Origin of the sequence: Rhodococcus sp. ARC_M12, from assembly GCF_022810385.1 — a bacterium.
Lineage (GTDB): Bacteria > Actinomycetota > Actinomycetes > Mycobacteriales > Mycobacteriaceae > Rhodococcoides > Rhodococcoides navarretei.
In genome coordinates this window covers 187,955-213,724 of sequence record NZ_JALGQI010000009.1, presented here as the reverse complement: position 1 = coordinate 213,724, position 25,770 = coordinate 187,955, and the positions used below count along the sequence as shown (strand labels likewise).

The window sequence follows — 25,770 nt, the reverse complement described above, 5'->3', positions numbered from 1 at the left end:
GAAAGGACAACCATGTCAACGCTCTTGATCACCAATGCTCGCGTAGTTCGTGCAGGATCCGATGCCCCCGACGAGGGTGAATTTCTGGACCTGCTCATCGAGGACGGCAAGTTCACTCGAATCGAAGCGAACATCGATGCCTCCGCGGCGGACACCGTCGTCGACGCAGCAGGCAAGATCGCGTTTCCCGGCGTCGTCGATGCGCACCAGCACTGGGGTATCTACAACTCGCTCGGTGAGGATGCCGAGACCGAGTCGCGGGCGTGCGTGCAGGGCGGCGTGACCACGTCGTTGTCCTACATGCGGACCGGCCAGTACTACATGAACACCGGCGGCTCCTACGCTGATGTGTTCCCCAAGGTCCTCGAGGCCACCGAGGGACGCCCCTACGTCGATTACGCGTACCACCTCGCGCCGATGTCGAAGGAACACATCGACGAAATCCCCTCGCTCATCGCCGACCACGGCGTCACGTCGTTCAAGATCTTCATGTTCTACGGTAGCCACGGGCTCCACGGCCGGTCCACCGATCAGAGCGAGTTCCTCATGACGCCCGAGGGGGAGCGCTACGACCTGGCGCACTTCGAGTTCGTCATGCGCGGCATCCAGGCTGCCCGTGAGCAGATGGGCGACAAGGCCGATCACATCTCGCTGTCGCTGCATTGCGAGACCGCCGAGATCATGAGCGCGTACACCAAGATCGTCGAGGAGGAGGGCACCCTCGAGGGCCTCGCCGCATACAGCGCGTCGCGGCCACCGCATTCCGAGGGCCTCGCCGTCACCATTGCGTCGTTCCTCGCAGACGAGACGCAGCTGCCCAACATCAACTTGCTGCACCTGTCGTCGCGCAAGGCGCTGACCGCGGCGATGCGGATGGCAAAGGCGTTCCCACACGTCAACTTTCGCCGCGAGGTCACCATCGGGCACCTGCTGGCCGATATCGACACCGCCTACGGACTCGGTGGCAAGGTCAACCCACCGTTGCGCCCGCGTGACGATGTCGAAGCGCTGTGGGAGCACCTGCTCGCCGGTGACATCGATTGGGTCGTCAGCGATCACGCGTGCTGCAAGGACGAGAAGAAGTTCGCCGAGGACCGCGGCGACATCTTCGCCGCGAAGTCCGGCTTCGGCGGTGCCGAGTACCTGCTCCCGGGACTGGTCAGCGAAGGACGCAAGCGCGGCCTGAGCTGGCGTCGCATCGCCGAGCTGACCTCGCTCAACCCGGCCCGACGCTACGGGCTGCCGGGCAAGGGAGACATCGCCGTCGGTATGGACGCAGACGTCGCCCTCATCGACCCCGATCACACCTGGACCGTCCGGCCGGAGGATTCCGAGTCGGCGCAGGAGTACACACCGTTCGAGGGATTCGAGCTCGGGGCCAAGGTGACCGACACGTTCGTCCGTGGTCAGCGGGTACTCGCCGACGGTGCCGTCGCCGGTGCGCCGGCAGGCCGCTACCTGCACCGTCCGTACCTGTGACGGGCCCGCTCGAGGGCATCAAAGTTCTCGATATCTCGACGATCCTCGCCGGCCCTCTCGTCGCGCAGATCCTCGGCGATTTCGGGGCGGAGGTCATCAAGATCGAGCACCCCACCAAGCCCGACGGTATGCGCGGACACGGCCTGGACAAGGACGGTCACCCGCTGTGGTGGACGATGATCGGTCGCAACAAGCGAACGATGACTCTCGACCTCGGAAATGCACAGGGCGGAGCACTATTTCGTCGTCTCGCCGCCGAAGCCGACGTGGTGGTCGAGAACTTCCGGCCGGGAACCCTCGAACGCTGGGGGCTGGGATACGACGTGCTGTCCGAGCTCAACCCTGGTCTGATCCTGTTGCGTGTCACGGGCTTCGGTCAGACCGGGCCGTACGCCACCCGGCCGGCCTTCGGGACGCTCGTCGAATCGATGAGTGGCTTTGCGCATCTGACCGGTGAAGCAGACGGACCGCCGACGCTTCCTGCGTTCGGACTGGCCGATTCCCTCGCCGGGATCGCCGGCTCGTCGGCGGTGTCCATGGCCCTGCTGCACCGAACCAACAACGGCGGTCATGGTCAGCAGATCGACCTGGATCTGTTGAGCCCGATCATGGCCGCGGTCGGGCCGGGCGTCATCTACGCCGACCAGTTGGGGATCGATCAGGAACGCACGGGCAATCGGTCGAGCAACAATGCGCCCCGCAACCTGTACAAGACCGCGGACGGTCATTGGTTGGCGATCTCCACGAGCGCCAATTCGATCGCTGAGCGCGTGCTGGTCCTGGTGGGCCACCCCGAGGTGCTGGACGAACCATGGTTCGCCACCGGGCGTCAGCGCGCCGCCCACGCGGACCTGCTGGACGAGTACGTCGGCGGCTGGATCGGCGAGCGGACGAAAGACGTGGTGATCGACGAGTTCGAGAAGGCAGGCGCGGCAGTCGCTCCCGTCTACAAGCCGAGCGACCTGTTGTCCGATCCGCAGGTCAATGCCATCGAGATGGTGACGACCGTCGAGGACGACGACCTGGGTCCGGTGCGCATGCAGAACGTCATGTGGCGGATGGGTCGTAGCCCCGGAAGCATCAGATACACCGGACGCAAGCACGGTGCCGATACCGATGAGGTGCTGACCGAAATCGGGTGCAGCGCCGACGAGATCGAGGCCATGCACCGCGACAGCATCGTGTAGAGCGCGGCGGGTGATCGCAGTGTTCGGTCACCCGCCGAGTTCATGCCGGAATCTGTTGCACCACAGCGGCGACGGCTTCCACCTGGTCTGCGATGCGTGGGCCCCACCGACTCGACAGGTCTTCGTCCATCGGGAAGATCCTGCCGTCTCGGACGGCGGTCATCGAACCCCACCCCGGCCGAGCGGCGACGGATTCGGCTGTCACGCCGCAGCATTGGGCGTCGGCGAGGAACACGATATCGGGATCCGTGGTAATCACTGTTTCGGCGGACAGTTGTGGGTAGTCGCCAGCATCGGAGCCGTCGGCGATGCTCTCGAGGCCGAACAGTCCGTAGATTTGGCCGACGAAGCTCTGGCTGGACACGGTGTACAGCGTGTCGTCGAGTTCGTGGAAGTACGTCAGCGGCTGATCACGATCCGGAACGCTCGCCACGGCAGCGTCGATCCGGGACCGCATCTGGGCGACCACCGCATCGCCGTCGGCGTCGTGCCCGGTGGCATCCGCGACGCGTTCGATCTGCGAGTACGCGTCGTCGAGGCTCGTCGCGGCCGGAACCAGCAGCGTCGGAATGCCGGCCTCGGCCAGAGTGGACGTCACGAGGCCGAGGTCGGTGGAGGTGATGACCAGGTCCGGGTCGTACGCGACGATCGCCTCGAGACTCGGCGTGAACGCCGACAGCCCGGTCTTCGGCGCGTCGGCGGGATAGTCCGACTGATCGTCGACGGCCGCCACCTGCTCACCCGCGCCGACGGCGTACAGGGTCTCCGTCGCCGTCGGGCTCAGCGAGACGATCGAACGAGGCATCGCGTCGATGGTGACGGTCCCGCCGTCCGAGCCCGAGGCGATCGTCCTCGGAAACTCCCCGCTCGACGCCGCGGCCGAGGTGGTGGTCGGCGGGGAGTCCGCCGTCGTGCCGCCGCAACCGGTCGCGACCAGCGCGACGACCGCGAACCCGGCTGAGATCATTCGTGCCGATCGACGCTGCACTGCCACTCCTGTGTTTCCGATGCCTCTTGAAGCGCCAACACTATCGGGTCGCGGTCAGCGCCCCAGGCTCCGTGCCAGGTACGTGCCGGTGTGGGTGTCGGAGAGCACCAACTCGTCGACGGTGCCGGTGAAGGTGACCAGCCCGCCGTTGTGTCCGCCGTCGGGGCCGAGGTCGATGACCCAGTCGGCGGCGGCGATGACGTCGAGGTTGTGTTCGATGACGATCACCGACCTACCCTCGTCGACCATCCCGGACAGCAACGCGATCAGGTTCGACACGTCCGACGGGTGCAGACCGGTCGTCGGCTCGTCTAGAACCAGCACCGGCGACGACCCGACCAATTCGGTGGCGAGCTTGAGCCGTTGACGTTCGCCGCCGGAAAGCGAAGACAGGTTCTGGCCGAGTGAGAGGTAGCCGAGGCCGACGTCCCGGCACCGACGGAGGATGTCGCGGATCTTCTTGACCTCGAAGAAGTCCTGCGCGTCTTCGACGGACATCTCGAAGATGTCGGCGATGCTGATGCCGTCGACGGTGTGCCGGATCGCGCCCGATCGGAACCGCCTGCCCTGGCATGTCTCACACGTGCTCGTCACCGGGTCGGTGAACCCGAGATCGGTGAAGATGACGCCACCGCCCTGGCAGTCGGGGCACGCACCGTCGGAGTTGGGGGAGAACAGTGACGGCGGCTGCCCGGTCTTCTTGGCGAAGTAGGCGCGGATCGGATCGAGCAGTCCGGTGTAGGTCGCGGGGGAGGAACGACGCGAACCGCGGATGGGTGCCTGGTCGATGATGACGGCGTCCGGCGCGGCCTCACGAAGGTGGCCGTGGATGAGGCTGGACTTGCCGGAGCCCGCGACCCCGGTGACGGCCGTCAGGACTCCGAGCGGAATGTCGACGCTGACGTCGCGCAGGTTGTGGGTGCTTGCCCCGGTGATGCTCAGCCAGCCCGACGGCGGACGGGGAGTGCGTAGTTCGACGCCTTCGCGTCGTAGCGCGGATCCGGTACGGGTGTCGGCGCGGCGCAGTTCGTCGTAAGTGCCCTCGAACACGACTGTGCCGCCGGCCTTTCCGGCACCGGGGCCGATCTCGACGATGCGGTCGGCGATGGCCATGACCTCGGGATCGTGCTCGACGACGAGGACGGTGTTGCCCTTGTCGCGCAGCGCGAGCAACATGTCGTCGAGGCGGTGGACGTCGCGGGGGTGGAGCCCGGTGGTCGGTTCGTCGAAGACGTAGAGCATGTCGTTGAGGGTTGCTCCGAGGTGCCGCACCATCTTGATGCGCTGCGATTCACCGCCCGACAGCGACGACGTTGCGCGGTCCAGGCTGAGGTAGCCGAGACCGAGATCGACGAGTCGTCGCAGCTGCGTGACGATTTCGGCGGTGACGCTGCCCAGGCCTGTGATCCGCCAGCCGTCGATGCGGTCGGCGAGTTCGGAGACCTGCATCGCGAACGCGTCGGGCAAGGACAGTCCTTCGAGGGTGGCACCGCGGATGGTCTCGTTGTATCGAGAGCCGCCGCAGGCCTCGCAGGTGCCGCGGGTGACGATGCGCTCGAACGCGAGCTTGGCTTTGCCTTTGAGTGCGTCGGCGTCCTTCGCCAGGTAGCTGCGCCGGAACCTGGACACGATCCCCTCGTAACTCTTCATGACGGCGTCGGGATTCATCACCTCGACCTCGCCGGGCTTGGCGTCGAAGAAAATGTGGCGCTCACGGGCGGAGTACTGCTCGATCGGGACGTCGAGGTCGAACAGGCCCGAGTCGGCGAACACTCGGTACGGCCATTTGCCGACCTCGAAGTCCGGATGCTTGAACGGCCCCTCGCGCAAGGACTTCGACTCGTCCACCAGCTCGCGGAGGTCTACGACCTTCGCCTCGCCGAGCCCCTCGCATTCGAGGCACATTCCGGCGGGGTCGTTGAACGAGAACGCATTGGCATAGCCGATGCTCGGCGTGACGGCGCGGGACCAGAGCATGCGTAGCCAGTCGCCGATGTCGGTGATGGTGCCGACCGTCGATCGCGGGCCACCGAACAGACGCTTCTGATCGACGATCACGACGGCTGACAGGTTGGCGATCAGATCGGCGTCGGGCCGACCGTAGGACGGGAGAAACGTCTGAGCGAACGCGGTGAACGTGGAGTTGATCTGCCGTTGTGCTTCGGCGGCGATGGTGTCGAAGACGAGCGACGACTTGCCCGAACCGGAGACGCCCGCGAACACGACGAGCGAGCGTTTGGGGAGGTCTAGGTTCACGTCGCGGAGATTGTTCTCGCGGGCTCCACGAACGATGATGGTGGACAGTTCGTCTGCAGGTGTCGGTGTATCGATCGAGATCGTCGGCTGGGCTGGAGTCATTGCGTTCGAGTCGCCTTTCGCCGCCCCCGACGCTGGTTCGCCCGGGGCCGACGCAGTCTACCGTACGGCGTACGGAAATGCGCTGAGAGCGCCCGCCGTAACAGACTTACCGGTCTGACGATCTCTCATGGGCACCGGTTGCAACAGGCTGTCGGTCGTGTCGAGAGGTATTCATGACGAGCAGCAGTCGTTTCCGCGTGCGATCGGCCATCGTGCTCGCCCTTCCTGTGTTCGTCCTCGCGGGCTGCGGATCTGCGGACTCCGCCGAACCCGAGGTTCGAACCGAAGTGCGGACTGTGACCGTGGACGCGACCCCAGCCACGACCGCGCCGACGGCTTCCGAGCGAATTGTCCTTCCGGACACCACCGCGCCCGAACCGCCCGCCGCGGAGCCCGTCCTCGTTGCCATGCCTCCGGTCGTGTGTATGAATCTGCAGACTGCCCAGAATACGATTCAGGCTGCAGGAGTCTTCTACTCCCGGAGCAACGATGCGTCCGGTGCGAGCCGGATGCAGGTCAACGACTCGAACTGGATTGTCGTAGCGCAGGATCCACCCGCAGGGACTCTCATCGGTGAGGGGGATGCACTGCTGTCCGCGGTGAAGATCGGTGAGCCGAACAATTGCTGATCTACCGGCGAATGTTGTGCTTGCCTGCCGGAGCCGGTTCTTGCTCGGTGGAGCTGTAGGCGAGGTGACCTCCGATGAGGCCGCCGACGCTCGCTGCCGCCAGGCCTGCCGCAGCCAAGGCCTTGGCAACACCGTCGGTGTGCTTGCGGCGTCGTAGGTAGGAGCCGAGGAACAGGAATACGCCGGTCGCGTTCGAGGCCGCGTGGATCATCCCGACCCGTCGTTGGCGCGTGTTCATCGTCGACCAGTCGGCCCAACCGGTGGCGATGGCTGCCGGCGCGGACGCCAGCCCGACGGAGATGACGAGCTTGCTCGCCCTCGATTGGTGATTGAGCAGGTCGAGGGCAACGGCGCTGGTCCAGCTACCGATGGTGACGTTGACGAGTGCCGGGTGAATGGGGTGACCGATCCATCGCCCACGGAGCGCCCCACCGATCGCGCTGTCGTCGAGTGCGGGCTCGAGAACGCCGTTGATGGCGTTGCCGGTTCCGTCGAGGAACGATGCCGATTCGAGGCTGTCGAGTGCTTGTTTGAGTGTCATACCGGGGCGAATGCCCCACTGGGGATGCGCGAACCGTAAGGGCAGCCAAGCACGGGACGAGATGCTTGGACGTCCTATAACGTCGGGTGATGAGCAGCGGAACACGAGTGAACACCGTCGACGGCGTCCTGCGACGGTCGGCAGCGAAATTCCCCGACCGACTCGCCGTGACGTTCGAGGGACGCAGTCACACCTACAGGGAACTCGATACCGCGGTCACCCGCGCCGCCCGCCGGCTGATCGCGTTGGGATTGAACAAGGGTGACCGTGTGGCGGCGTACGGCGTCAACTCGGATGCGTACGTCGTTGCGTTCCTTGCTTGTGCGCGAGCCGGATTGGTGCACGTTCCGATCAACTACGCGCTGGTGGGCGAAGAACTGCAGTACTTGCTCGATCAGTCGGGCTCCCGCGTGGTTCTCGTGGATCCCGCGTTGACGGCCACCCTCGACTCCGTTCGTGGAGACCTGACGATCGAGCACGTGGTCTCCCTTCCCGATGTACTGGGCGCAGACGGTGACGGCGCCGAACTCGAACCCGCCGCCGATTCCAGCGACCTCGCTCAGTTGCTCTACACCTCCGGAACGACGTCGAAACCCAAGGGCGCGATGATGTCTCATGGCGCGCTCGTCGCGGAATACGTCTCGTGCGTCATCGCGCTCGGGTTCACTCGGGACGACGATCCTCTACTCGTGATGCCGATGTATCACTCGGCGGGGATGCACGTGTTCATGCTGCCCTACCTGTCGGTGGGTGCCACGGTCCACTTGATGCGCAGGCCCGACGTTCCCGAGATCCTGCGCCGCATCGAAGAGGAGAAGATCAAGTCTCTGTTCCTGGCACCGACGGTGTGGGTTCCGCTCGCCAATCACCCCGACCTGGCCACGCGCGACCTCTCGTCGCTGAAGAAGGCGCAGTACGGGTCTTCGATCATGCCTGTCACCGTGCTGACTCGGCTACGTGACCGGTACCCGGACATCGAGTTCTACAACTGTTTCGGGCAGTCCGAGATCGGCCCGCTGGCAACGGTATTGCAGCCCGAGGAGCACGAGGCGCGGCCGGCATCGTGCGGACGTGCGGTGTTCTTCGTCGAAACCCGAGTCGTCGATGCCGACGGCAACGATGTGCCGGACGGCGAGCCCGGCGAGATCCTCTACCGTTCCCCTCAGTTGTGCGACGGCTACTGGGACAAGCCGGAGGCGACGGCAGATGCGTTCTCGGACGGGTGGTTTCATTCGGGTGACCTGGTGACCCGCGATGCCGAGGGGTTCATCACCGTGGTCGATCGGATCAAGGACGTGATCAATACCGGCGGTATTCTCGTCGCGTCGCGCGAGGTGGAGGATGCGATCTACACCCATCCGGCGGTCGCCGAGGTCGCGGTGATCGGGACCCCCGACGACAAGTGGATCGAGGCGGTGACGGCCGTCGTCGTTCTGAAGGACGGAAGTGAGTTGTCGTCGGAGGTCTTGATCGACCATGTGAAGGGTCGGATAGCGCCGTTCAAGGTGCCCAAGACCGTCACGTTCGTCGACGAATTGCCGCGCAATCAGAGCGGAAAATTGCTCAAGCGTGAGCTGCGCAGTTGACCTGTTGTCAGGCTGCGCGACGTTTTCGTCGGTGGTAGCTGGGGATGGGTTGCCCTGTGGGGTCGATGGATTGGGGTGGGATGGCGTAGGGGTGTCCATCGTCGCCCATGAGTAGCTGCCAGTCGCCGTGGTGGACGAGGCGGTGGCATTCTCCGCAGACCAGCGCGAGGTTGTTCAGGTCGGTGCGGCCGCCGTGTTCCCAGAATCTGACGTGGTGGGCTTGGCACCACTGTGCGGGGCGGCCGCACATCACGCAGCAGGTGTCGCGGATCGTCAAGGCGATGCGCTGGTCGTCGCTGGCGAGTCTGGTGGTTCGTCCGAGCGCGAGTGGAACGCCGTTGTGGTCGACGATGACAGGGGTCAGGTCGGCGTCACAGGTGACGAGTTCGGCGAGGGAGCGACTGATCGGGCCGGTCCAGTCGAAGTGGAACGGCCAGTCCGCGTCGCCCGGATCGGGAGCCGGGTTCTTCCCGGCATCGTCACCACCGGCATCGCTGCGACCGCCACGATCGGAACCGGCATTGGAGTCACCGGTTCGTGAGTTGTCGCGGTAGCAGCACTTCTTCCGGTGACACGGTGATCGGCGGTGCCACGACCGGGACCGGCGTTGGCATCGCCGGTTCGTGAATTGTCGGCGGTAGCAGCACTGCTCCCGCCCGCACGGTGATCGGCGGTGCCACGACCGGGACCGGCGTTCGAGTCACCGGTTCGTGAGTTGTCGCCGGTAGCAGCACTGCTCCCGCTGGTACGGGCACCGCCCGCTCCGCGATCGGGGCCCTCGTTGCCGTCGCCCTCGGCACGATCGGGACTGGCACCGCCGCCAGTTCGTGAGTTGTCGCCGGTAGCGCCGGCGCTGTGTGTCGCCGAACCCGTTGTAGCGCTGCCGGATTGCTTCTCTCCGCGGTCGCTGAGCAAGTCTCGCAGCGGAACGATCAAGTGCACCGACGCCCGCGACCCACCCGCCGACCCGCGGCTGCCGCGTAGGTGGCGGTCGAGAATGTGATCGAGTGCATCGGCCCGGCGCTTCGACGGACCACGTGGATCGCGCTCACCACCGTGGCCCGGGCGCGGAGCGGTCAACCCCGACAACGCGGTGAGCAGCTTCTCGGCCACCATCAGGTCGACGTTGCCGCCCAGCTGGAAGCGGCCATTGGCCAGAGGATGAACGTCGAATCGGTTCAGGTCCGGGTTCTCCGACACCGGTCGCGGTGCGGGCTTCGGCGGAACAGGCTCAGGTGCAGGCGGTTCCGGATCGGGCAGCCTGCCGGTAGAAGTCGCGGCATCATCTCGCCGCCCCGCCTGGTCTCGACGCTCCTGCTCCTGCTTTTCCTGCTCTCGTTGTTGTTGCGCCCGTCGGTCCTTCTCGTGCCGGGCCCGAGCGTCCTCCGCCGCAGAGTGCGCCAGCGCTTGCGCACGTGAGGTGACCTGACCGGCGGTGCTGCGCATCGCGGTGTCGAGGAGTTCGGCGACGATTGCGTCGCGTCGATGCTCGTCGAGGGTGGTGTCGGCCAGCAGGACGACGTCGTAGCCCTCGGCGATCGCGGCGGCGTGCGCGGCGTGGATCTCACCGCAGGCGAGGGCGTCGAGCACGGTGTGGTGATCGTGCAGCCAGTACCCCAGTGCGTTCTGGCGGACGGCCGATCCGTCGGTGATCCGAACCGACCGGGCGTACCAGCGGGTGACGGACGAGTGCCCGAGCTTCATCGCCAATCCGCGTCGGTCGATCTCGGCCAGCAGAGTCAATCTGGTTGCAGCAAGCGCATTCTCGTGGAAAGTCGCGTCGGCGAGCGCGGAGACCAATTCCTGGTCCCCGAGCCCGAACACATCCCCCCATGTCTTCACCCCACGAAAGCTATACCCACCCACCGACACGTTTCTGCAGCGCAGGTCAGCGCTTCCACCGGATGCGGATGGGCCCCTTTGCGGTCGATGGATCGACGACGGAACCCTTCTGTGTGATCTCGACTTCTCCCGCGTCGACCATGCGTCGAGCTGCGCGGCGGACCGGCTCCATCAAGTCGCGCCACCCGTCGTCGGACAGCGCTCGTGCAACGTCGGAGGGGCAGATCGTGGCGTCACGAGATCGGGCGTCGAGCAGGGTCCTGATCTTGTCCTCGAGTTCCTTGTCTGTGGTGCTCACCTTGTGTCGCCGGCATGTGTCGCTGCAGTACTTGATGTCATCCCAGTTCTTCTCCCACTTCTTGCGCCATTCGATTCTCCGTCCGCACGATGCGCAAACCTTGTCCGCTGGGTGCGCCGTGGGGGAGCGACGGGAGTGAGCCATGCTTCGACAGTAACCTTCTCGCATGGCGATTCGACCCATCCTCATTGCCGGCGACCCGCGGCTGACGACCCATGCCGCTCCCGTCACCGAGTTCGATTCGGCACTGGCGGCGTTCGTGGACGACCTCTTGGAGACCAACACCGCCGCGCACGGTGCCGGTCTCGCCGCCAATCAGGTCGGTGACCCGCGGGCGGTGTTCGTCTACGACCTGAACGACGGCGGAGTGCGTCACCGCGGGCACGTGGTCAACCCAGTGCTCGAGACGTCGGCGATCCCGGAGACGATGCCCGACCCCGAGGACACCGAAGGGTGTCTGTCGGTTCCGGGGGAGCGGTACCCCACGGGACGCGCCGAGTGGGCCCGCGTCACCGGCGTCGATGTGGAGGGCGATCCGGTGACGGTCGAGGGCCACGGCTACCTGGCTCGGTGTCTCCAACACGAGTGCGACCATCTGGCCGGTCACCTGTACCTCGACCGCCTGATCGGCCGCAATCAGCGCGCCGCGAAGAAGATGATCAAATCCATGGGATGGGTCGAACCAGGCAACAATTGGCTGCCCGGATCCGACTCCGACCCGTTCTGTTGGTGATCAGCAGGCCCCGGTGACAGCGCATGCCGTCGATCGTTCGAGTTTCCAGCGGCCATCCGACACGACGAAGTCGATGGTCGTAGGTTGCCCCAGTGAGGCTCCTGTCGCCTCGACCCGGTCGGGCGAAACAGTAGAAACGTGGTCGAAGATCACCTCCGACACGATTCCCCCGCTGTCGAAGACCGCGGCGTTTTCCTCCGCCGATCCTTCGAGCGCGTCGGCGCGGTCGCCTCGTTCGGCGGTGCCATCGAACACGGTGCGAAAGATCGCGGTCGTATCCTCCGGGGTGGGGATCGTGGTGGCTGCGACCGCTGGGGGAGGCAGCGGGAACGACGTCGGCGTCACGTTGATTACCTCGACCTGCGGCTCGGGTTCCGTTGCCGCGCAACCGGTAAGAGTGAGGAGCGCCAGTCCGCACAGTGCACGGCCGACGAACATCAGAAGGGGTTGTAGACGTAGAGCATCCGGTAGTTCCACTCCGACGATCCGGCCGGGATTCGGATCTCCGTCAGGGCCCGGCCGTTCTGGGAGCACCAGCTCTGACCGTGGAACGACGAGCAATCGATCTGCACGCTCGTGCCGAACGGGCTGACGATCAACGACTTGGTGCTCGCTGCGCCGTATGCCGCAGGGTCGAAGGCGCTCACGAAGTTCGCGGTCGAATCCTTGGGCCCGAACGGGTTGTCGTCGGGAGCTGCGGAGGCTGTCGGTGCGACGAGCACTGCGCCGCCGATCGCCAACGCGACTCCGGCGAGGATCTTCTTCAGCATGGTGGCTCCGTTCGTTTCGAGCACGAGTACTCAGTGCTCATGGGATCGGTCGCAACCGACCGCGCGTTACGAACCGGCCTTCCCTCGAACGCGGCACACTGGAGACCATGACAGCACTCGAAGCCCCCATCGTCGCCCAGCGGCTCGGCCGTCGTCTCACGGTGTGGGGCGGTGGAAGTGTGCTCGTCGGAACGGTGTTGGCGTTGCGCGGGTCGTCGCCTGCCTGGCGGGCGTTCGGTCAGCAGACCGCCGGGTGGGGAGCAATCGATGTGGCCATCGCCGTCGCGGGGGCGCTCAACTCCTCGGTCCCGACGTCCAAGAGCTTGAGCAAGCTGCTGTGGATCAATGCAGGTCTCGACGTTCTCTACATCGCGACCGGTGCGCACATCGCCGTCAGGAAGCCTCGGTTCGGCGGCCAGATCACCGCTGACCAGGCGCTGGGCCACGGAGTTGCCGTCGTCGTGCAGGGTGCTGCGCTTCTCGCTCTGGACACGACTCACGCGCGCATGATCGCCGACTAATCACACGAGTGTCATTCTCGCCGTAGGCGTTTTGTCAAGTACCGACGCGCCCGATTTGTTGCGTGTTCGGTAGATTTGCGTAACACTCGTCCCATCAGTCACATCAGTATCGTGGGTCACACGGGAAACGGTGGGTTCGTCAATGCGTGTACGTAGTCGGCAGATCGCTGTCGGGGCTGTCCTGGCACTGGCAGTGAGCGGACTCAGCGCTCTCACCGCGCCTACCGTCTCGGCCGAACCCTGCGGTGGTCTCGGTGGGCCGGGTTCGTCGCCGCTGTTCGGATCCTCGGGCAGCGCGGGGATGTCGGGCAAGAATCCCCAGGGGCCGCAGGGGCCTCTCCCTCGGATCACCGGCAACACGCAGAGCATTGCCTGGGTCACCGGTCCGCAGAGCGTGAACAACACCTACGACGACCTCGCGATGTCCGGCACCGACCTGGGTATCAGTTGGGACAACGGTGCCGGCCAGATCTTGATGGCGTTCGGAGACACTTTCGGGGACTGCTCCTCCGGCAACGCGCAGTGGCGCAGCAACGCCCTCTTTCGTTCGGACAAGGCATCGACGAACCTGGCGCAGGGCATCGAGATCGGTCCAGCCAACCCAGCGGACAACACCTCCGGTGCGGTCGTGCGAGCCGACAATCCCAGGTACGCAGCCGAAATCATCGCGAGCGCCAAACTGCCGACCGTCGAGGACACGACGATCCCCACGGCGGCCATCGCGATCGGCAACACCCAGTACATCAACTACATGTCGGTGCAGAGCTGGGGCACACCAGGACGCTGGATCACGAACTACTCCGCGACCGCGAAATCGACTGACAACGGCCAGAATTGGTCGACGGATCCCAAGACGATCCGCGTCAACAAGGGTGTCACCATCCCGGGCTTCACCAACGTCCACGAGAGCCAGGGCAAGTTCCAACAGAGTGCCTACGTGCTGGGTCGCGACGGCGAGTACCTGTACCAGTTCGGCACTCCGAACGGACGATTCGGCGACGCCTTCGTCTCGCGCGTGGCACCGAACGACATCGAGAACCTCGACGCGTACGAGTACTCGACGCAGGATCCGGATCCGACGAAGCAGTGGTCGAAGAACATCGGTGACACCGTTGCCATCGTCAAGGGACCGGTCAGCGAGATGTCGGTCGCGTGGAACGACTACCTCGGCCGCTACGTGATGATGTACGGGGACGAGAACTCTCGCACATTGGTCGCTCGCACCGCCGACAATCCCGAGGGCCCGTGGAGTGCGCCGAGGACCATTCTCGACGCCGGTCAGACGGCCGGTGGTATCTATGCGCCGTTCATTCACCCGATGTCGAGCGGAAAAGACCTGTACTTCACTGCTTCTCGGTGGTCGGACTACAACGTGCTGTTGTTGAAGACGAATCTCGATGCTCTGAAGTGATTGTCCCCGATCGTTCGATGGCGGCCTGCAGGTAGGCGTCCACATCGAGGTCGATGGAGGCGGACAGTAGTCCGTGCCGGATCGTCGAAAGATACCTGCTCGACGGTTCGCCGGGCTCCCGCACGATCGAACTGGTCAGTGTGAACGCGGGCTGTCCACCGAGGTCCGGAAGTCGCAGCAGTGCATCGTATTTGCCGCGGAAGTTCTCGCCCTCGCGATCCACTGCCAGCTGCGACCACTGTCCGATGGCAAGCGTCTCCGTCGCTCCGATATCGACGGACCCGACGACGTTCTCGACCGCAGCCAGATGAGCGAACTGGCGTCGGTCGACCAGGTAGCCGTGCGCTACCGAGCGATTCGTGGCATCTACTGTTGTCGCGACGAAGGCGGATGATCCTGTCCAGCGCTTGGAGACGCCTGCGAAATACAGTGCGTGGTCGATCCACAACCACTTTTCTTCAGCAGGTAACGCAGTCGACGGCGCGGTAGGGTGCGCACCGAATTCGGAGCTGTCGTCGGATCCCGTCAGGTAGGTGAAGAACCTCTCGCGCAGCAGGTTCGACCCGTACGAGACGTACCAGAGTCGGTCGGTCACTCGGTCTCGAACAGCTGCCGGTATGCCTCGGCGAGCAGGTCGGCGGCCAGGTCGTGGTTGTGTGTCGCTGCGCCCGTGGAGTTTCCGGAGCGCATGAGCCGGGCGTTGAGGCCGTAGGCGAGGTCGTCGAACGTGTCGTCGTCGATGCCCAAGTCGACATCGACGTCTTCTTCCAGCAGTGCCCCGAGGTCGATCGACCACGACCACACACGTTCGTCACGGTACGGTCCGCGCCCAGCACTGACGGTCTCGTTGGATATCTCGAGCTGCTCGTCGGTCCGGTCGCGCGGAACATTGGTGTTGATGCGCAGGTCGAGTTCGATCGTGTCGTCGTCGTGCATGATCTCGTCTATGCGCAGCGTTTCGAAACCGCCGCACGTCAGCGTCACCAGGCGTCGAGGTCCCGTCTGGTCGGGTGCGTCGGACAGTGCCGCAATCTGCCACAGGTACTTGGTGGTGTTCGCCGGGTCGGGTATCGAGGAATTGATGTAGTCGGCCACGATGCTGCGGATGGCGGGGTACGCGATGTGGTCGGACAGTTCCCAGAATTGTTTGCGCGCCTTGCCCACGGCTGCGTCGAGCAATGTTGCCCGCTTGGCTCGTTCCTTCGGCAGTGCTGATTTCGCGCTCGGTGCCTCGCCGATCGCATCGGACTCGGCGGGGCGTTCGCGTAGGCGGGTCAGGCGCGACACGAGCTCCTGCACCTCTACCAGCTGGTCCGACGTTCCGGCCGTGAAGTCGATTGCCTCGATGTCGGTCCAGGTGTCCAGATCGGCGGCGAACCGCGCGGCGACCGAATCGGCGTAGCCGACGTGAGCCGAGCCGTCGGTGAAGTGCAGAACGTAGAGCCCGGCTCGGTGTTCCTTGGCCGCGAAGACCGTGGCGATGGATCCGGCGTCGGTGACGTCGAAGCGCTCGAAGGTGAATCCGTCGGGTGTGGAATCTGTCGGCATGGTCGTGAATCTACCGATGTGAGTGGGCAGCGCCATTCTCGCTGTCGTCGTCGAGCCGTGAACATCGGGGTCGTCGCTTTCTCCGGGTGCTTGCGCGACGCCACTCCGCGGTGGCGGGTCCGATCATCGATTTGCTGTGGCTCGTTGTCGACGATGGTGGGTTTGCCGAATCGGTGTCTGCCGCTGTCAGCGCGATCTGGTGGGCGGTGATCGGTGGTAGCGATCCCAGCTGAGTTGTCCCGCTGAGCACTTCGCCCGACCCGCGTTCGTAACGGCCGAGAAACACGGTGCGTCTACGTTCGAGATTCGGACACTTCAGGAGGTAGCAATGGCGCGGTCGATGGCGGAGCAGGCAGCGGAAACGATCACCAAGGGAATCGGGCGTCGCGGCTTCATTCAGGCGGTGGCAGCACTGGGCGCAGGCGTCGGAATTGCCGGAACAGCAGCGTGTTCGACGTCCTCGACGACCACCGCGGCTGCCAGTTCGTCGTCACCGGCTCCGACCGCTGCCGGCATCCTTCAGCCCGGAGCGGGCGACATCTCCGGCGATCACTACCTGAGCTCGGAGGTCGACAAGGTCCTGTGGGGCCTACGTGCCGACGGTCGAGTCCGAATCGGTGCTGCAGATGAAGTCCGGCGAGACGGTGACCATCGACGCGCTCAGCCATGAGGGGATTCTCGAAGACCAGGGCCGCGATCCCGTCGAATTCTTCGGTGGCGAAGGTGTTTCCGAGTCCGATGTTCTGCAGGATGCGATCGACATCGCCGGCGGGTACGACCGGACGGTACGCAACTTCGACGTCGACGGACCGCACGTGGTCACGGGCCCGGTGTTCGTCGAAGGTGCACAGCGCGGCGACGTTCTCAAGATCGAGACGCTCGAGGCGACTCCCCGGGTGCCGTACGGCGTGGTGTCGAGCCGGCACGGCAAGGGCGCTCTGGCCGTCACCGCGTCCGGTGAGGCACCGGCGGGTATCAGCCTCGACGAGGTCATGCCACCGATCGGAAGCGACGGCAGGAAGTCGGGTGACCCGACGCAGTACGGCAACGTCTCCACGTTCACCGCCGTCGAGGACGGGCAGGGCGTGATGCGGTACGGCGATGCGTCCGTGCGCTTTCCGCTGCGACCGTTCATGGGCATGATGGGTGTCGCGTTCGCCAGCGACCCAGGGTTGACGTCGCCCAATGCGAATTCGATTCCGCCGACGCTCGGCGGCGGCAACATCGATGTCGGGTTGCTCGGCGTCGGATCGACGTTCTACCTCCCGGTGTTCGCGGAGGGTGCGTTGTTCTACGTCGGCGATCCGCACATGGCGATGGGCGACGGGGAGGTGGCGTTGACGGCGATGGAGGGTTCGCTGCGCGGCACCTTCCGCCTCACCGTCTGCAAGGCGGGCAGCGGTGATGCCCCGTCCGTTGCCTACTCGTATCCCTTTGCCGAGAAAGAGGACTCGTGGATTCCGATCGGTCTGTCCGACCCGGACGGTGCCGTCGGCGGCCAGAGTTCGGACCTGAACGCCGCCATGCGCCGCGCGGTGGTCAATGCGCTCGACTTCCTCGAGACCGATCTGGGTATGGACCGGGCGACGGCCTATGCGTACCTCTCCGCGGCCGCGAACTTCACCGTTTCGCAGGTGGTCGACAAGACGGTCGGTGTGCACGGCCGGATCTCGAAGGCACACTTCGACCGGTAGGAGTGCGCCTTCGGCGCAGTGGTGCGTTCAAGTGCCTCAACGGGCACTTGATCACGCCACTGCCGAAGGCACCTCAGCGATGCGCCGTCGCGATGAACTGCCGGGTTGCGGCGTCGACGATATCCGCAGGGGTGATGTCGATTTCGTCGTTGAGCCACGCGATCACGAGTTCGGCGAGTCCGCCGATGAACAGGAGGCCGTTGATCTCCGACTGCGGTTGCGGGAAGGCCTGCTCACCGTAGAGTTCGCGGGATTGCTCGGCGACCAGGTGGGCGAACGCGCGCATGGACTTTCGCCGGTATGCCCGGAGTGAGTCGACGGCCAGTGATTCGATCATCGCGACGCGGCCCTTGCGCGGGTCCTCGGTGAGCACGCCGACGAAGGCAGCGATGGCGTTGTGTACCTGTTCTTCGACGGTGGGTGCGGGGGAGTGGAGCGCGTCCAGGGCCTTGGATCGGATCTCGTCGGATATCGAATCCACCACGCGTTCGAGCAGCTCGTCTCGGCCGGTGAAGTTTTCGTAGAAGTAGCGCTCGGTCAGCTTCGCCTCCGCGCAGATCGCGGTCATGGTCGTGTTCTGGGCACCTGCCTTCGCGAACACCTCGAGCCCGGCGTCGAGCAGGCGGGCCCGACGGTCGGCAAGGCGGTCGTCGGCGCTCATGCCGTTGTAGCGGCGCGTCGTGGAGGCCATAGGTAGATCTTGACAGAGGGAGCGAGTGTGACGCACACTACATCGCATCTGACAGGACGCTCTGTCAGATTGATGGAGGTCGATAATGGCACGTGTTCTGGCTGCTCCACCTGCTGATTCAACGCTTCAGCCGGTATACGGCGACGGCGGTGTGCCCGTCGTTGGCCACACCCTGGAGTACATCCGTGACCCGCTGAAACTGCTCGGGAGTCGATGGGAGAAGTACGGCGAGATCTCCTGGTTGACGATGGCCGGGCAGAAGTGGATCACCGTCCTCGGCCCCGACGCATGCCAGCAGGTGCTTCAGAACGCCGACAAAGCGTTCGCGAACGGTGACGGCTGGTCGCTGTTGATCGGCCCGTTCTTTCACGGCGGATTGATGCTGCTCGACTCCGACGAACATCTGAAGCACCGACGAATCATGCAGCAGGCCTTCACGAGGGACAGGCTCACCAAATCCGTGGAGGCGTTGAATCCTGTCACCGCAACCGGTTTGGACGCCTGGCAAGGCGGGCGCGACGTCCAGGTCTACCCGGCGCTCAAGGCGTTGACGCTCGAGGTCGCGACGAGCATCTTCATGGGCGGGGCCGAGGGTAGTACCGACGCCGAGATAGCCGAGCTCAATTCGAGTTTCGTGGCGTGCGTTCAGGCGGCGACGTCGATCGTGCGCTATCGAGTTCCGGGAACGCGGTGGAAGCGTGGCCTCGACGGCCGCGCCATGCTCGAGCAGTTCTTCCGGCGCTACCTACCTGCGCGGCGCGCCACCGAGACCGACGACCTGTTCTCGGTTCTGTGCCACATCGAGGGGGACGACGGCGAGCGCTTCTCGGACGACGAAGTGATCGACCACATGATCTTCCTGCTCATGGCGGCTCACGACACGTCGACGATCACGCTGTCGACGATCATGCAGTATCTCGGGCAACACCCCGAGTGGCAGGACAAGTGTCGTGCGGAATCCGAGGCCCTCGGCACCGATGCACCGACGCTCGCGCAACTCGACGAACTGCACAGCGTCGACCTGGTGATGAAGGAATGCCTGCGGCTGGTGTCACCCACTCCGGTGGTGGCGCGTCGCGCAGTGAAGGACACCGAGGTGCAGGGAAAGTTCGTTCCCGCGGGCACGTATGCATCGGTCGCGCCGCACTTCACGCACCACATGGAGCAGTACTGGCCCGACCCCGAGAAGTTCGACCCCGGCCGGTTCGCCGCCGACCGTCGCGAGGACAAGGTGCACCGCTACGCGTGGGAGCCGTTCGGCGGGGGCGTGCACAAGTGCATCGGCATGTTCTTCGCGGGCGCGGAGATCAAGACGATCATGCACCATCTGCTGTTGCGGTTCGACTGGTCGGTCGACCCTGATTACGTTGCACCGCTGAACTTCACGTCGCTGCCCTTCCCGGAGGACGGGCAGCCCGTGCACCTACGAAAGCGGTAGATCTATCCGGCGCGGTCGGTGAGCCACCCGATGATGTTCGCGGTGACCTCGTCGCGGTTGGTCTCGTTGAGGATTTCGTGGCGGGCACCGGGGTAGAGGGTGACGGTCACGTCGCTCATCCCGGCCTCGCGGTACCGGGCGGCGAGGGTTTCGATCAATTGTCCGCCACCGGCGAGCGGGTCGTCTGCTCCCGAGGTGATGAGCAGCGGAAGGTCGGAGCGGATCTGCTCGAGGTTGTGTGGGTCGGCCAGCTTGTCGGCCTCACCGAACAACGCGGGGACCGTCGACTCCGGGAGGTCGAAACCGCACAGAGGATCGGCGACGTACGCGTCCACTTCGGCCTCGTCGCGGGTGAGCCACTCGTATCCGGTGCGGTGTTCGAAGGCGGCGTTGAACACGCTCAGGTCGCCCGCGGGGGCGTCGGCCATGCCGGCGGCGAGGATGTTCAGCGTCGTCGAGCCCGACAGCACCACTCCCTCGTACAGATCCGATCGCTCGATCAGAACATGCTGCGCGGCAAACGAACCCATCGAGTGCGCGAACAGGAACAGCGGCAGGTCAGGGTAGTCGTTCAGCAACGACTCGCCCAGCTGCTCGATGTCGGCCCACAGTCCGGCGAATGCGGCGGCACCGAAATCGCCCGGGGTGTCGACGATCGACTGGCCGTGGCCACGATGATCGGACGCGACGACATGGAATCCGGCGTCGTTCAGCGCGGCGGCGAAGCGGGCGTAGCGGCTGCCGTGCTCGGCCAGTCCGTGCGCGATCTGCACGACGCCGCGTGCCGGGTCGGCCGAGGTCGCCCAGGTGTAGGTACTGATCTCGGTGTCGTCCTGCTTGGATACGAACGACGAAGCGTTGGCCACGAGTGTCTCCTTGAACCGGTGAGGGGTCGAGAACCGAACTTATCTCCTATGCCCTGAGCCTCGGAGCGAAATGCTCGATGCGGCGCGAGGGGGTCGGGTTCACGAACCCCGGCATCGAGGAGATGATCGATTTCGCGTCGGCGAAGGCGACCGCGAGTTCGTTGGTTCGATGGGGAATGACATGCAGCAGAGCGTGTTCGACGATCATCGGGACCGCACGACCGCGGCACGACAAAGCTCCCCGGACAACTGCCCGGGGAGCATCGTCAGCTGAGCCTACTTCGCGGAGACTCGCACCAGCTTCTTGTTCACGAACTCGTCCATGCCCCACGGTCCCAGTTCGCGGCCGACGCCGGAGCGCTTGACGCCGCCGAACGGGAGGCCGGGGAGGGTGGTGCCGTGCTCGTTGACGAACGCCATGCCGACCTCGAGCTGCTCGGCCACATCGCGGGCCTTGTCCAGGTCGGTGCTCCACACCGATCCGCTCAGACCGTATGCCGAGGAGTTCGCCAATTCGATTGCCTGCTGCGGGCTTTCGACCTTGTAGATCACACCGGCCGGTCCGAACAGCTCTTCGCTGTACGCCCGCATATCCGGGGTGACGTCGGTCAGCAGCGTCGGCTGCACGAATGCACCCGGCCCGTCGATCTTCTTGCCACCGGTCAGCAGTGTCGCGCCCTTGGCGACGGCGTCGTCGATCTGCTCGATCAACGTGTCGGCGGCGGTCTGCGACGACAGCGGCCCGAGGGTGGTGTTCGCGTCCAACGGGTCGCCGGTCTGCACGGCCTCGAACGACGCGACGAGCTTGGTGACGAAGTCGTCGTAGATGTCCTCGGCGACGAGGATGCGCTTGGCGGCGTTGCAGGCCTGGCCGGCGTTGGACAGGCGTGCCCGAGTCGCAGATTCGACGGTGGCATCCATGTCGTCGGAGTCGAGCAGGATGAACACGTCCGAACCGCCGAGTTCGAGGACGACCTTCTTGAGGTTGCGTCCTGCGGTTTCGGCCACGGAGGTTCCGGCTCGCTCGCTACCGGTGAGCGAGACGCCCTGCACGCGGGGGTCGGCGATCATGTCGGCGATCTGTTCGTTGGTCGCGAAAATGTTGATGTACGCATCCTGGGGGAGTCCCGCCTGCTGGAAGATCTCCTCCATCAGCAACGCCGATTGCGGGCAGTTCGGTGCGTGCTTGAGCAGAATCGTGTTGCCCACCATCAGGTTCGGACCGGCGAACCGGGCAACCTGGTAGTACGGGAAATTCCATGGCATGACGCCGACCAGTGCGCCGACCGGCTTGCGTTGCAGCACAGAGTCTTCCGCGCCGGGTACGTCGAGCTTCTCATCCTCGAGCAGGGTCGGGCCGTTGTCTGCGTAGTACCGGTAGATGCTCGACGACAGCTCCACCTCGCCCTGGGACTCGGTCAGCGGCTTGCCCATCTCGAGCGAGATGGTTCGAGCCAGTTCGTCGGAACGCTCGGTGTAGAGGTCAGCGACCTTGTGCAGGATTTCCGCGCGGTGCTTCGGTGAGGTCTTGCGCCACGTCTGGAATCCGGCGTGTGCGTCGGCGAGTGCGCGCTCGACGCCGGCCGTGTCGAGAGTTTCGAATTCCTTGACGGTTGTGCCGTCGGCTGGATTGACAGTCTTGTAGGTCGTCATACCCGGTTCAACGGTCGCAGAGGGTGCCATTGTTCCTATTCGGGCAAATCGGAGGCTCCGACGGTGGTCAGGGCCGGATCGAGGAGGGTTGCGAAATCCTTTGAGCGCCCTACCGGTCGGTAACTTGGAACCGCTGGTGGAGTGATACCCCACTGCCCCCCACATTCGCGGGATCGAAGATTAAAGTTGACCACGAACGCATCCAAAAGACGACGTTGAAACTGAGGCAAAGGCGAAACATGACAGCGAAGAAGCCGACCATCATCTATACCCTGACCGACGAGGCGCCCATGCTGGCGACTCACGCGTTTCTGCCGGTCATACGTTCTTTCGCCAGCGCGGCCGAGATCAACGTCGAGTCGAGTGACATCTCCGTTGCCAACCGCATCCTCGCCGAGTTCCCCGACTACCTCAACGAAGACCAGCGAGTGACCGACAACCTCGCCGAGCTGGGCAAGCTGACGCAGTTGCCCGAGACCAACATCATCAAGCTGCCGAACATCAGCGCCTCGGTGCCGCAGTTGCTCGCCGCCGTCAAGGAACTGCAGGACAAGGGCTACGCGATCCCGGACTTCCCCGGCAACCCGAAGACCGACGAAGAGCGCGAAATCCGCGACCGTTACACCAAGTGCCTCGGCAGCGCCGTCAACCCTGTTCTGCGCGAAGGTAACTCGGATCGCCGTGCGCCGAAGGCCGTCAAGGAATTCGCGCGCAAGCACCCGCACTCCATGACCGAGTGGTCGATGGCGTCGCGCACCCACGTCGCACACATGCGCGAGGGCGATTTCTACCACGGTGAGAAGTCGACCGTCGTCGACGGTGACCGTGAGGTCAAGATGGAGCTGCTGCCCGCCGACGGCGAGCCGATCGTGCTCAAGGAGAAGGTCTCGCTCACCGACGGTGACGTCATCGACTCGATGTTCATGAGCAAGAAGGCGCTTCTCGATTTCTACGAGGCCGAGATGCAGGACGCCTACGAGACCGGCGTCATGCTGTCGCTGCACGTCAAGGCGACGATGATGCGCGTCTCCCACCCCATCGTCTTCGGCCACGCCGTCCGCGTGTTCTACAAGGACGCGTTCGCCAAGCACAACGAGATCTTCGAAGAGCTCGGCGTCAACGTCAACAACGGCCTGTCGGATCTGTACACCAAGATCGAGACGCTGCCGGCATCCAAGCGCGACGAGATCATCGAAGACCTGCACAAGTGTCACGAGACCCGTCCGGAGCTCGCGATGGTCGACTCCGCTCGCGGCATCTCGAACTTCCACTCGCCCAGCGATGTCATCGTCGACGCATCGATGCCCGCGATGATTCGCGCCGGCGGCAAGATGTGGGGAGCGGACGGTCGCCCCAAGGACACCAAGGCCGTCAACCCCGAGTCGACCTTCTCCCGGATCTACCAGGAGATGGTGAACTTCTGCAAGACCAACGGCCAGTTCGATCCGACTACGATGGGCACAGTTCCCAACGTCGGCCTGATGGCGCAGAAGGCCGAGGAGTACGGCTCGCACGACAAGACCTTCGAAGCTCCGAAGGCCGGCGTCGCGAACATCACCGACATCGCCACCGGCGAGGTCCTGCTCACGCAGACCGTCGAAGAGGGCGACATCTGGCGCCTGTGCATCGTCAAGGACGCTCCGATCCAGGACTGGGTTGCGCTCGCCGTGCGCCGCGCTCGCGAGTCCGGAATGCCGGTCGTCTTCTGGCTCGACCCGTACCGCCCGCACGAGAACGAGCTCATCGGCAAGGTGCGCAAGTACCTGAAGAATCACGACACCGAGGGCCTCGACATTCAGATCATGTCGCAGGTGCGCGCGATTCGGTACACGATGGAGCGTCTGGTCCGCGGACTCGACACCATCTCCGCGACGGGCAACATCCTGCGCGACTACCTCACCGACCTGTTCCCGATCCTCGAACTCGGCACCAGTGCCAAGATGCTCTCCATCGTTCCTCTGATGGCGGGCGGCGGACTGTACGAGACGGGTGCGGGCGGCTCGGCTCCCAAGCACGTCAAGCAGCTCATCGAGGAGAACCACCTGCGCTGGGATTCGCTCGGTGAATTCCTGGCTCTGGCCGTGAGCCTGGAAGACCTCGGCACCAAGACCGGCGACGCCAAGGCGACCATCCTCGCCAAGGCACTCGACTCCGCCACCGGCAAGCTGCTTGAGAACAGCAAGGGCCCGTCGCGCTCGACCGGCGAACTCGACAACCGTGGCAGCCAGTTCTACCTCGCGCTGTACTGGGCGCAGGAACTCGCCGAGCAGACCGAGGACGCCGAACTGGCCAAGCACTTCGGAGCACTGGCAAAGACGTTGGCAGACAACGAAGAGAAGATCGTCGCCGAGCTCAACGAGGTCCAGGGCACTGCAGTCGACATCGGCGGCTACTACTACCCCGACCCCGAAGCCACCGCCGCAGTGATGCGTCCGTCCAAGACCTTCAACGAGGCTCTGGAGTCGGCGAAGCAGTAGTTCTTTCTGCCTCACCCCCCATCGAATGAATGGTCCATTCACGCGCTCAGACGTTGTGAATGGACCATTCATTCGTATTGGGGTGCAACATCATTCGGGTCCACCGCCCACCCCGTCGGGATCAATGTGACTTTCACGCGCTCAGACGTATTGAATGGGCCATTCATTCGTTACGGGGGCGGCACCAAAATGTCCAGAAAAGCCGAACAACTAGCGCTTTGGCGTCGTCCGGGCAATTGCACGACCGAAATGGTGCGATGAATGGTCGGCTCGATCGGCAGGTAGACAAGGCTCGCGAACGACATCATCGGCACCACCAGTTCCGGGATGACGGTGATGCCGAGTCCCGCCGCGGTCAGGCCCGCCACGGCGGCTACGTTGTGTGCCTGAACAGACGGTCCGACGTCGACTCCCGCGTTCTCCAGAGCCAGTCGTACATGCGACGCGATGCTGGATTCGGGGCCGAAGGCGATGAACGGCTCGTCGGCGAGGTCGGTCCAACTCAAGCTGTTGCGCTGCGCCAGAGCGTGATTCGACGGTAGCGCGCAGACGAACGCATCGGCGCTGACCGTCGTGCGCATCAGGTCGTTCGCTCGCCCCGATGCCGCCACCACTGCGAAATCCACGGAGCCGTCGCGGACGGAGGCCACCACGTCGTCGCGCAGGCCGTCCTTGATGTGCACCGAGACGTCGGGGTGACTACTGCGAAAGTCGACGATGTACGGCGGGAGGAACGTGGCCGCGATCGACGGCAAGCACGCGATGGTGACGGTTCCTCGGTCGCCCGAGACGAAGCGTCCGATCTGCTCCAGGCCGTCATCGAACTCGAGCAATACCCGACGGGCATAGGCCGTCACCTCGTGTCCATCGCCGGTGAGGTCGACGCTGCGGGTGGTGCGGACGAACAGTCGCACGCCCAGGCGGCGCTCTGCCTCGGCGACCGTGCGACTGAGGTTCGGCTGGGATACCCCGAGGGACGCTGCCGCCGAGGTGAAGCTCGCGAGATCGGCCAGCGCCACGATGGCCCGTAGGTGCGCGATACCGATATTGATGCTCACAG

Annotated in this window: 24 protein-coding genes and 2 pseudogenes; 10 read left to right on the top strand and 16 right to left on the bottom strand. The window is 64.7% G+C overall.

The window, feature by feature from the left end:
* Positions 1-12: 12 nt before the first annotated feature.
* Positions 13-1,479: a dihydroorotase family protein gene (locus MTX35_RS13810; protein ID WP_243595521.1), complete on the top strand. Its 1,467-nt coding sequence runs from the start codon at positions 13-15 to the stop codon at positions 1,477-1,479.
* Positions 1,476-2,666: a CaiB/BaiF CoA-transferase family protein gene (locus MTX35_RS13805; protein ID WP_243595520.1), complete on the top strand. Its 1,191-nt coding sequence runs from the start codon at positions 1,476-1,478 to the stop codon at positions 2,664-2,666. Before MTX35_RS13810 ends, MTX35_RS13805 begins: the two co-directional genes overlap by 4 nt.
* A 40-nt stretch (positions 2,667-2,706) precedes the next feature.
* Here MTX35_RS13805 and MTX35_RS13800 read toward each other — a convergent pair whose 3' ends face one another.
* Positions 2,707-3,633 (bottom strand): ABC transporter substrate-binding protein, encoded by a 927-nt coding sequence (locus tag MTX35_RS13800; protein ID WP_243595555.1) that lies wholly within the window; start codon positions 3,631-3,633, stop codon positions 2,707-2,709.
* Positions 3,634-3,708: 75 nt separating this feature from the next.
* Positions 3,709-6,012 carry an excinuclease ABC subunit UvrA gene (locus MTX35_RS13795; RefSeq protein WP_243595519.1) on the bottom strand — a complete coding sequence of 768 codons (2,304 nt, stop codon included), beginning with the start codon at positions 6,010-6,012 and terminating at the stop codon, positions 3,709-3,711.
* Between the two features lie 173 nt (positions 6,013-6,185).
* Here MTX35_RS13795 and MTX35_RS13790 point away from each other — a divergent pair, with 173 nt between their 5' ends.
* Positions 6,186-6,641 carry a hypothetical protein gene (locus tag MTX35_RS13790; protein ID WP_243595518.1) on the top strand — a complete coding sequence of 152 codons (456 nt, stop codon included), beginning with the start codon at positions 6,186-6,188 and terminating at the stop codon, positions 6,639-6,641.
* 1 nt (position 6,642) lies between these two features.
* Here MTX35_RS13790 and MTX35_RS13785 read toward each other — a convergent pair whose 3' ends face one another.
* The gene (locus tag MTX35_RS13785) at positions 6,643-7,182 is read right to left on the bottom strand and encodes a DUF2231 domain-containing protein (RefSeq protein WP_243595517.1); all 540 of its coding nucleotides are present in this window, start codon (positions 7,180-7,182) and stop codon (positions 6,643-6,645) included.
* Between the two features lie 89 nt (positions 7,183-7,271).
* On the opposite strand from MTX35_RS13785, the gene MTX35_RS13780 reads away from it, so the two are divergent.
* Positions 7,272-8,768 (top strand): acyl-CoA synthetase, encoded by a 1,497-nt coding sequence (locus tag MTX35_RS13780; RefSeq protein WP_243595516.1) that lies wholly within the window; start codon positions 7,272-7,274, stop codon positions 8,766-8,768.
* Positions 8,769-8,775: 7 nt separating this feature from the next.
* Here MTX35_RS13780 and MTX35_RS13775 read toward each other — a convergent pair whose 3' ends face one another.
* The 4 genes and pseudogenes from MTX35_RS13775 to MTX35_RS13760 form a co-directional block, all read right to left on the bottom strand.
* Positions 8,776-9,132: an HNH endonuclease signature motif containing protein gene (locus MTX35_RS13775; RefSeq protein ID WP_243595554.1), complete on the bottom strand. Its 357-nt coding sequence runs from the start codon at positions 9,130-9,132 to the stop codon at positions 8,776-8,778.
* Complete coding sequence (locus MTX35_RS13770; RefSeq protein ID WP_243595515.1) at positions 9,129-10,610, bottom strand: DUF222 domain-containing protein; 1,482 nt, start codon at positions 10,608-10,610, stop codon at positions 9,129-9,131. The genes MTX35_RS13775 and MTX35_RS13770 overlap by 4 nt, the downstream gene beginning before the upstream one ends.
* A gap of 46 nt (positions 10,611-10,656) precedes the next feature.
* Positions 10,657-10,908, bottom strand: a complete 252-nt coding sequence (locus MTX35_RS13765) for a DUF3253 domain-containing protein (protein WP_243595553.1) — start codon at positions 10,906-10,908, stop codon at positions 10,657-10,659.
* 15 nt (positions 10,909-10,923) lie between these two features.
* Positions 10,924-11,052: pseudogene (locus MTX35_RS13760) on the bottom strand (DUF2256 domain-containing protein); the annotation flags it as partial.
* Between the two features lie 22 nt (positions 11,053-11,074).
* On the opposite strand from MTX35_RS13760, the gene MTX35_RS13755 reads away from it, so the two are divergent.
* Positions 11,075-11,641, top strand: coding sequence for a peptide deformylase (locus tag MTX35_RS13755; RefSeq protein WP_243595514.1), 567 nt, complete (start codon positions 11,075-11,077; stop codon positions 11,639-11,641).
* Here the strand turns inward: MTX35_RS13755 and MTX35_RS13750 are convergent, their stop codons facing one another.
* Positions 11,642-12,079: a hypothetical protein gene (locus MTX35_RS13750; RefSeq protein WP_243595513.1), complete on the bottom strand. Its 438-nt coding sequence runs from the start codon at positions 12,077-12,079 to the stop codon at positions 11,642-11,644.
* Positions 12,079-12,411 carry a hypothetical protein gene (locus MTX35_RS13745; RefSeq protein ID WP_243595512.1) on the bottom strand — a complete coding sequence of 111 codons (333 nt, stop codon included), beginning with the start codon at positions 12,409-12,411 and terminating at the stop codon, positions 12,079-12,081. The genes MTX35_RS13750 and MTX35_RS13745 overlap by 1 nt, the downstream gene beginning before the upstream one ends.
* Before the next feature lie 107 nt (positions 12,412-12,518).
* On the opposite strand from MTX35_RS13745, the gene MTX35_RS13740 reads away from it, so the two are divergent.
* The gene (locus tag MTX35_RS13740; RefSeq protein WP_243595511.1) at positions 12,519-12,932 is read left to right on the top strand and encodes a hypothetical protein; all 414 of its coding nucleotides are present in this window, start codon (positions 12,519-12,521) and stop codon (positions 12,930-12,932) included.
* A 142-nt stretch (positions 12,933-13,074) separates the two neighbouring features.
* Entirely contained in the window at positions 13,075-14,343 is a 1,269-nt protein-coding gene (locus MTX35_RS13735) for a DUF4185 domain-containing protein (RefSeq protein ID WP_243595510.1), read from the top strand.
* Here MTX35_RS13735 and MTX35_RS13730 read toward each other — a convergent pair.
* Positions 14,276-14,938: a hypothetical protein gene (locus MTX35_RS13730; RefSeq protein ID WP_243595509.1), complete on the bottom strand. Its 663-nt coding sequence runs from the start codon at positions 14,936-14,938 to the stop codon at positions 14,276-14,278. The genes MTX35_RS13735 and MTX35_RS13730 overlap by 68 nt on opposite strands.
* Positions 14,935-15,891 carry a hypothetical protein gene (locus tag MTX35_RS13725; RefSeq protein WP_243595508.1) on the bottom strand — a complete coding sequence of 319 codons (957 nt, stop codon included), beginning with the start codon at positions 15,889-15,891 and terminating at the stop codon, positions 14,935-14,937. Before MTX35_RS13725 ends, MTX35_RS13730 begins: the two co-directional genes overlap by 4 nt.
* Before the next feature lie 328 nt (positions 15,892-16,219).
* On the opposite strand from MTX35_RS13725, the pseudogene MTX35_RS13720 reads away from it, so the two are divergent.
* A pseudogene (locus MTX35_RS13720) lies at positions 16,220-17,585 on the top strand (acetamidase/formamidase family protein).
* Between the two features lie 73 nt (positions 17,586-17,658).
* Here the strand turns inward: MTX35_RS13720 and MTX35_RS13715 are convergent.
* Positions 17,659-18,276 carry a TetR/AcrR family transcriptional regulator gene (locus MTX35_RS13715; protein WP_243595507.1) on the bottom strand — a complete coding sequence of 206 codons (618 nt, stop codon included), beginning with the start codon at positions 18,274-18,276 and terminating at the stop codon, positions 17,659-17,661.
* A gap of 85 nt (positions 18,277-18,361) precedes the next feature.
* On the opposite strand from MTX35_RS13715, the gene MTX35_RS13710 reads away from it, so the two are divergent.
* Positions 18,362-19,714, top strand: a complete 1,353-nt coding sequence (locus MTX35_RS13710; RefSeq protein ID WP_243595506.1) for a cytochrome P450 — start codon at positions 18,362-18,364, stop codon at positions 19,712-19,714.
* Positions 19,715-19,716: 2 nt separating this feature from the next.
* Here the strand turns inward: MTX35_RS13710 and MTX35_RS13705 are convergent, their stop codons facing one another.
* The 3 genes from MTX35_RS13705 to MTX35_RS13695 all read right to left on the bottom strand — a co-directional run bounded on the left by MTX35_RS13705 (position 19,717) and on the right by MTX35_RS13695 (position 22,233).
* Entirely contained in the window at positions 19,717-20,580 is an 864-nt protein-coding gene (locus MTX35_RS13705) for an alpha/beta fold hydrolase (protein WP_243595505.1), read from the bottom strand.
* Positions 20,581-20,626: 46 nt separating this feature from the next.
* Entirely contained in the window at positions 20,627-20,788 is a 162-nt protein-coding gene (locus MTX35_RS13700; RefSeq protein WP_243595504.1) for a hypothetical protein, read from the bottom strand.
* A 68-nt stretch (positions 20,789-20,856) separates the two neighbouring features.
* Positions 20,857-22,233 carry an NAD-dependent succinate-semialdehyde dehydrogenase gene (locus MTX35_RS13695; RefSeq protein WP_243595503.1) on the bottom strand — a complete coding sequence of 459 codons (1,377 nt, stop codon included), beginning with the start codon at positions 22,231-22,233 and terminating at the stop codon, positions 20,857-20,859.
* Between the two features lie 239 nt (positions 22,234-22,472).
* On the opposite strand from MTX35_RS13695, the gene MTX35_RS13690 reads away from it, so the two are divergent.
* Complete coding sequence (locus MTX35_RS13690; protein WP_243595502.1) at positions 22,473-24,710, top strand: NADP-dependent isocitrate dehydrogenase; 2,238 nt, start codon at positions 22,473-22,475, stop codon at positions 24,708-24,710.
* Between the two features lie 170 nt (positions 24,711-24,880).
* Here MTX35_RS13690 and MTX35_RS13685 read toward each other — a convergent pair whose 3' ends face one another.
* Complete coding sequence (locus MTX35_RS13685) at positions 24,881-25,768, bottom strand: LysR family transcriptional regulator (protein ID WP_243595501.1); 888 nt, start codon at positions 25,766-25,768, stop codon at positions 24,881-24,883.
* Positions 25,769-25,770 lie beyond the last annotated feature (2 nt).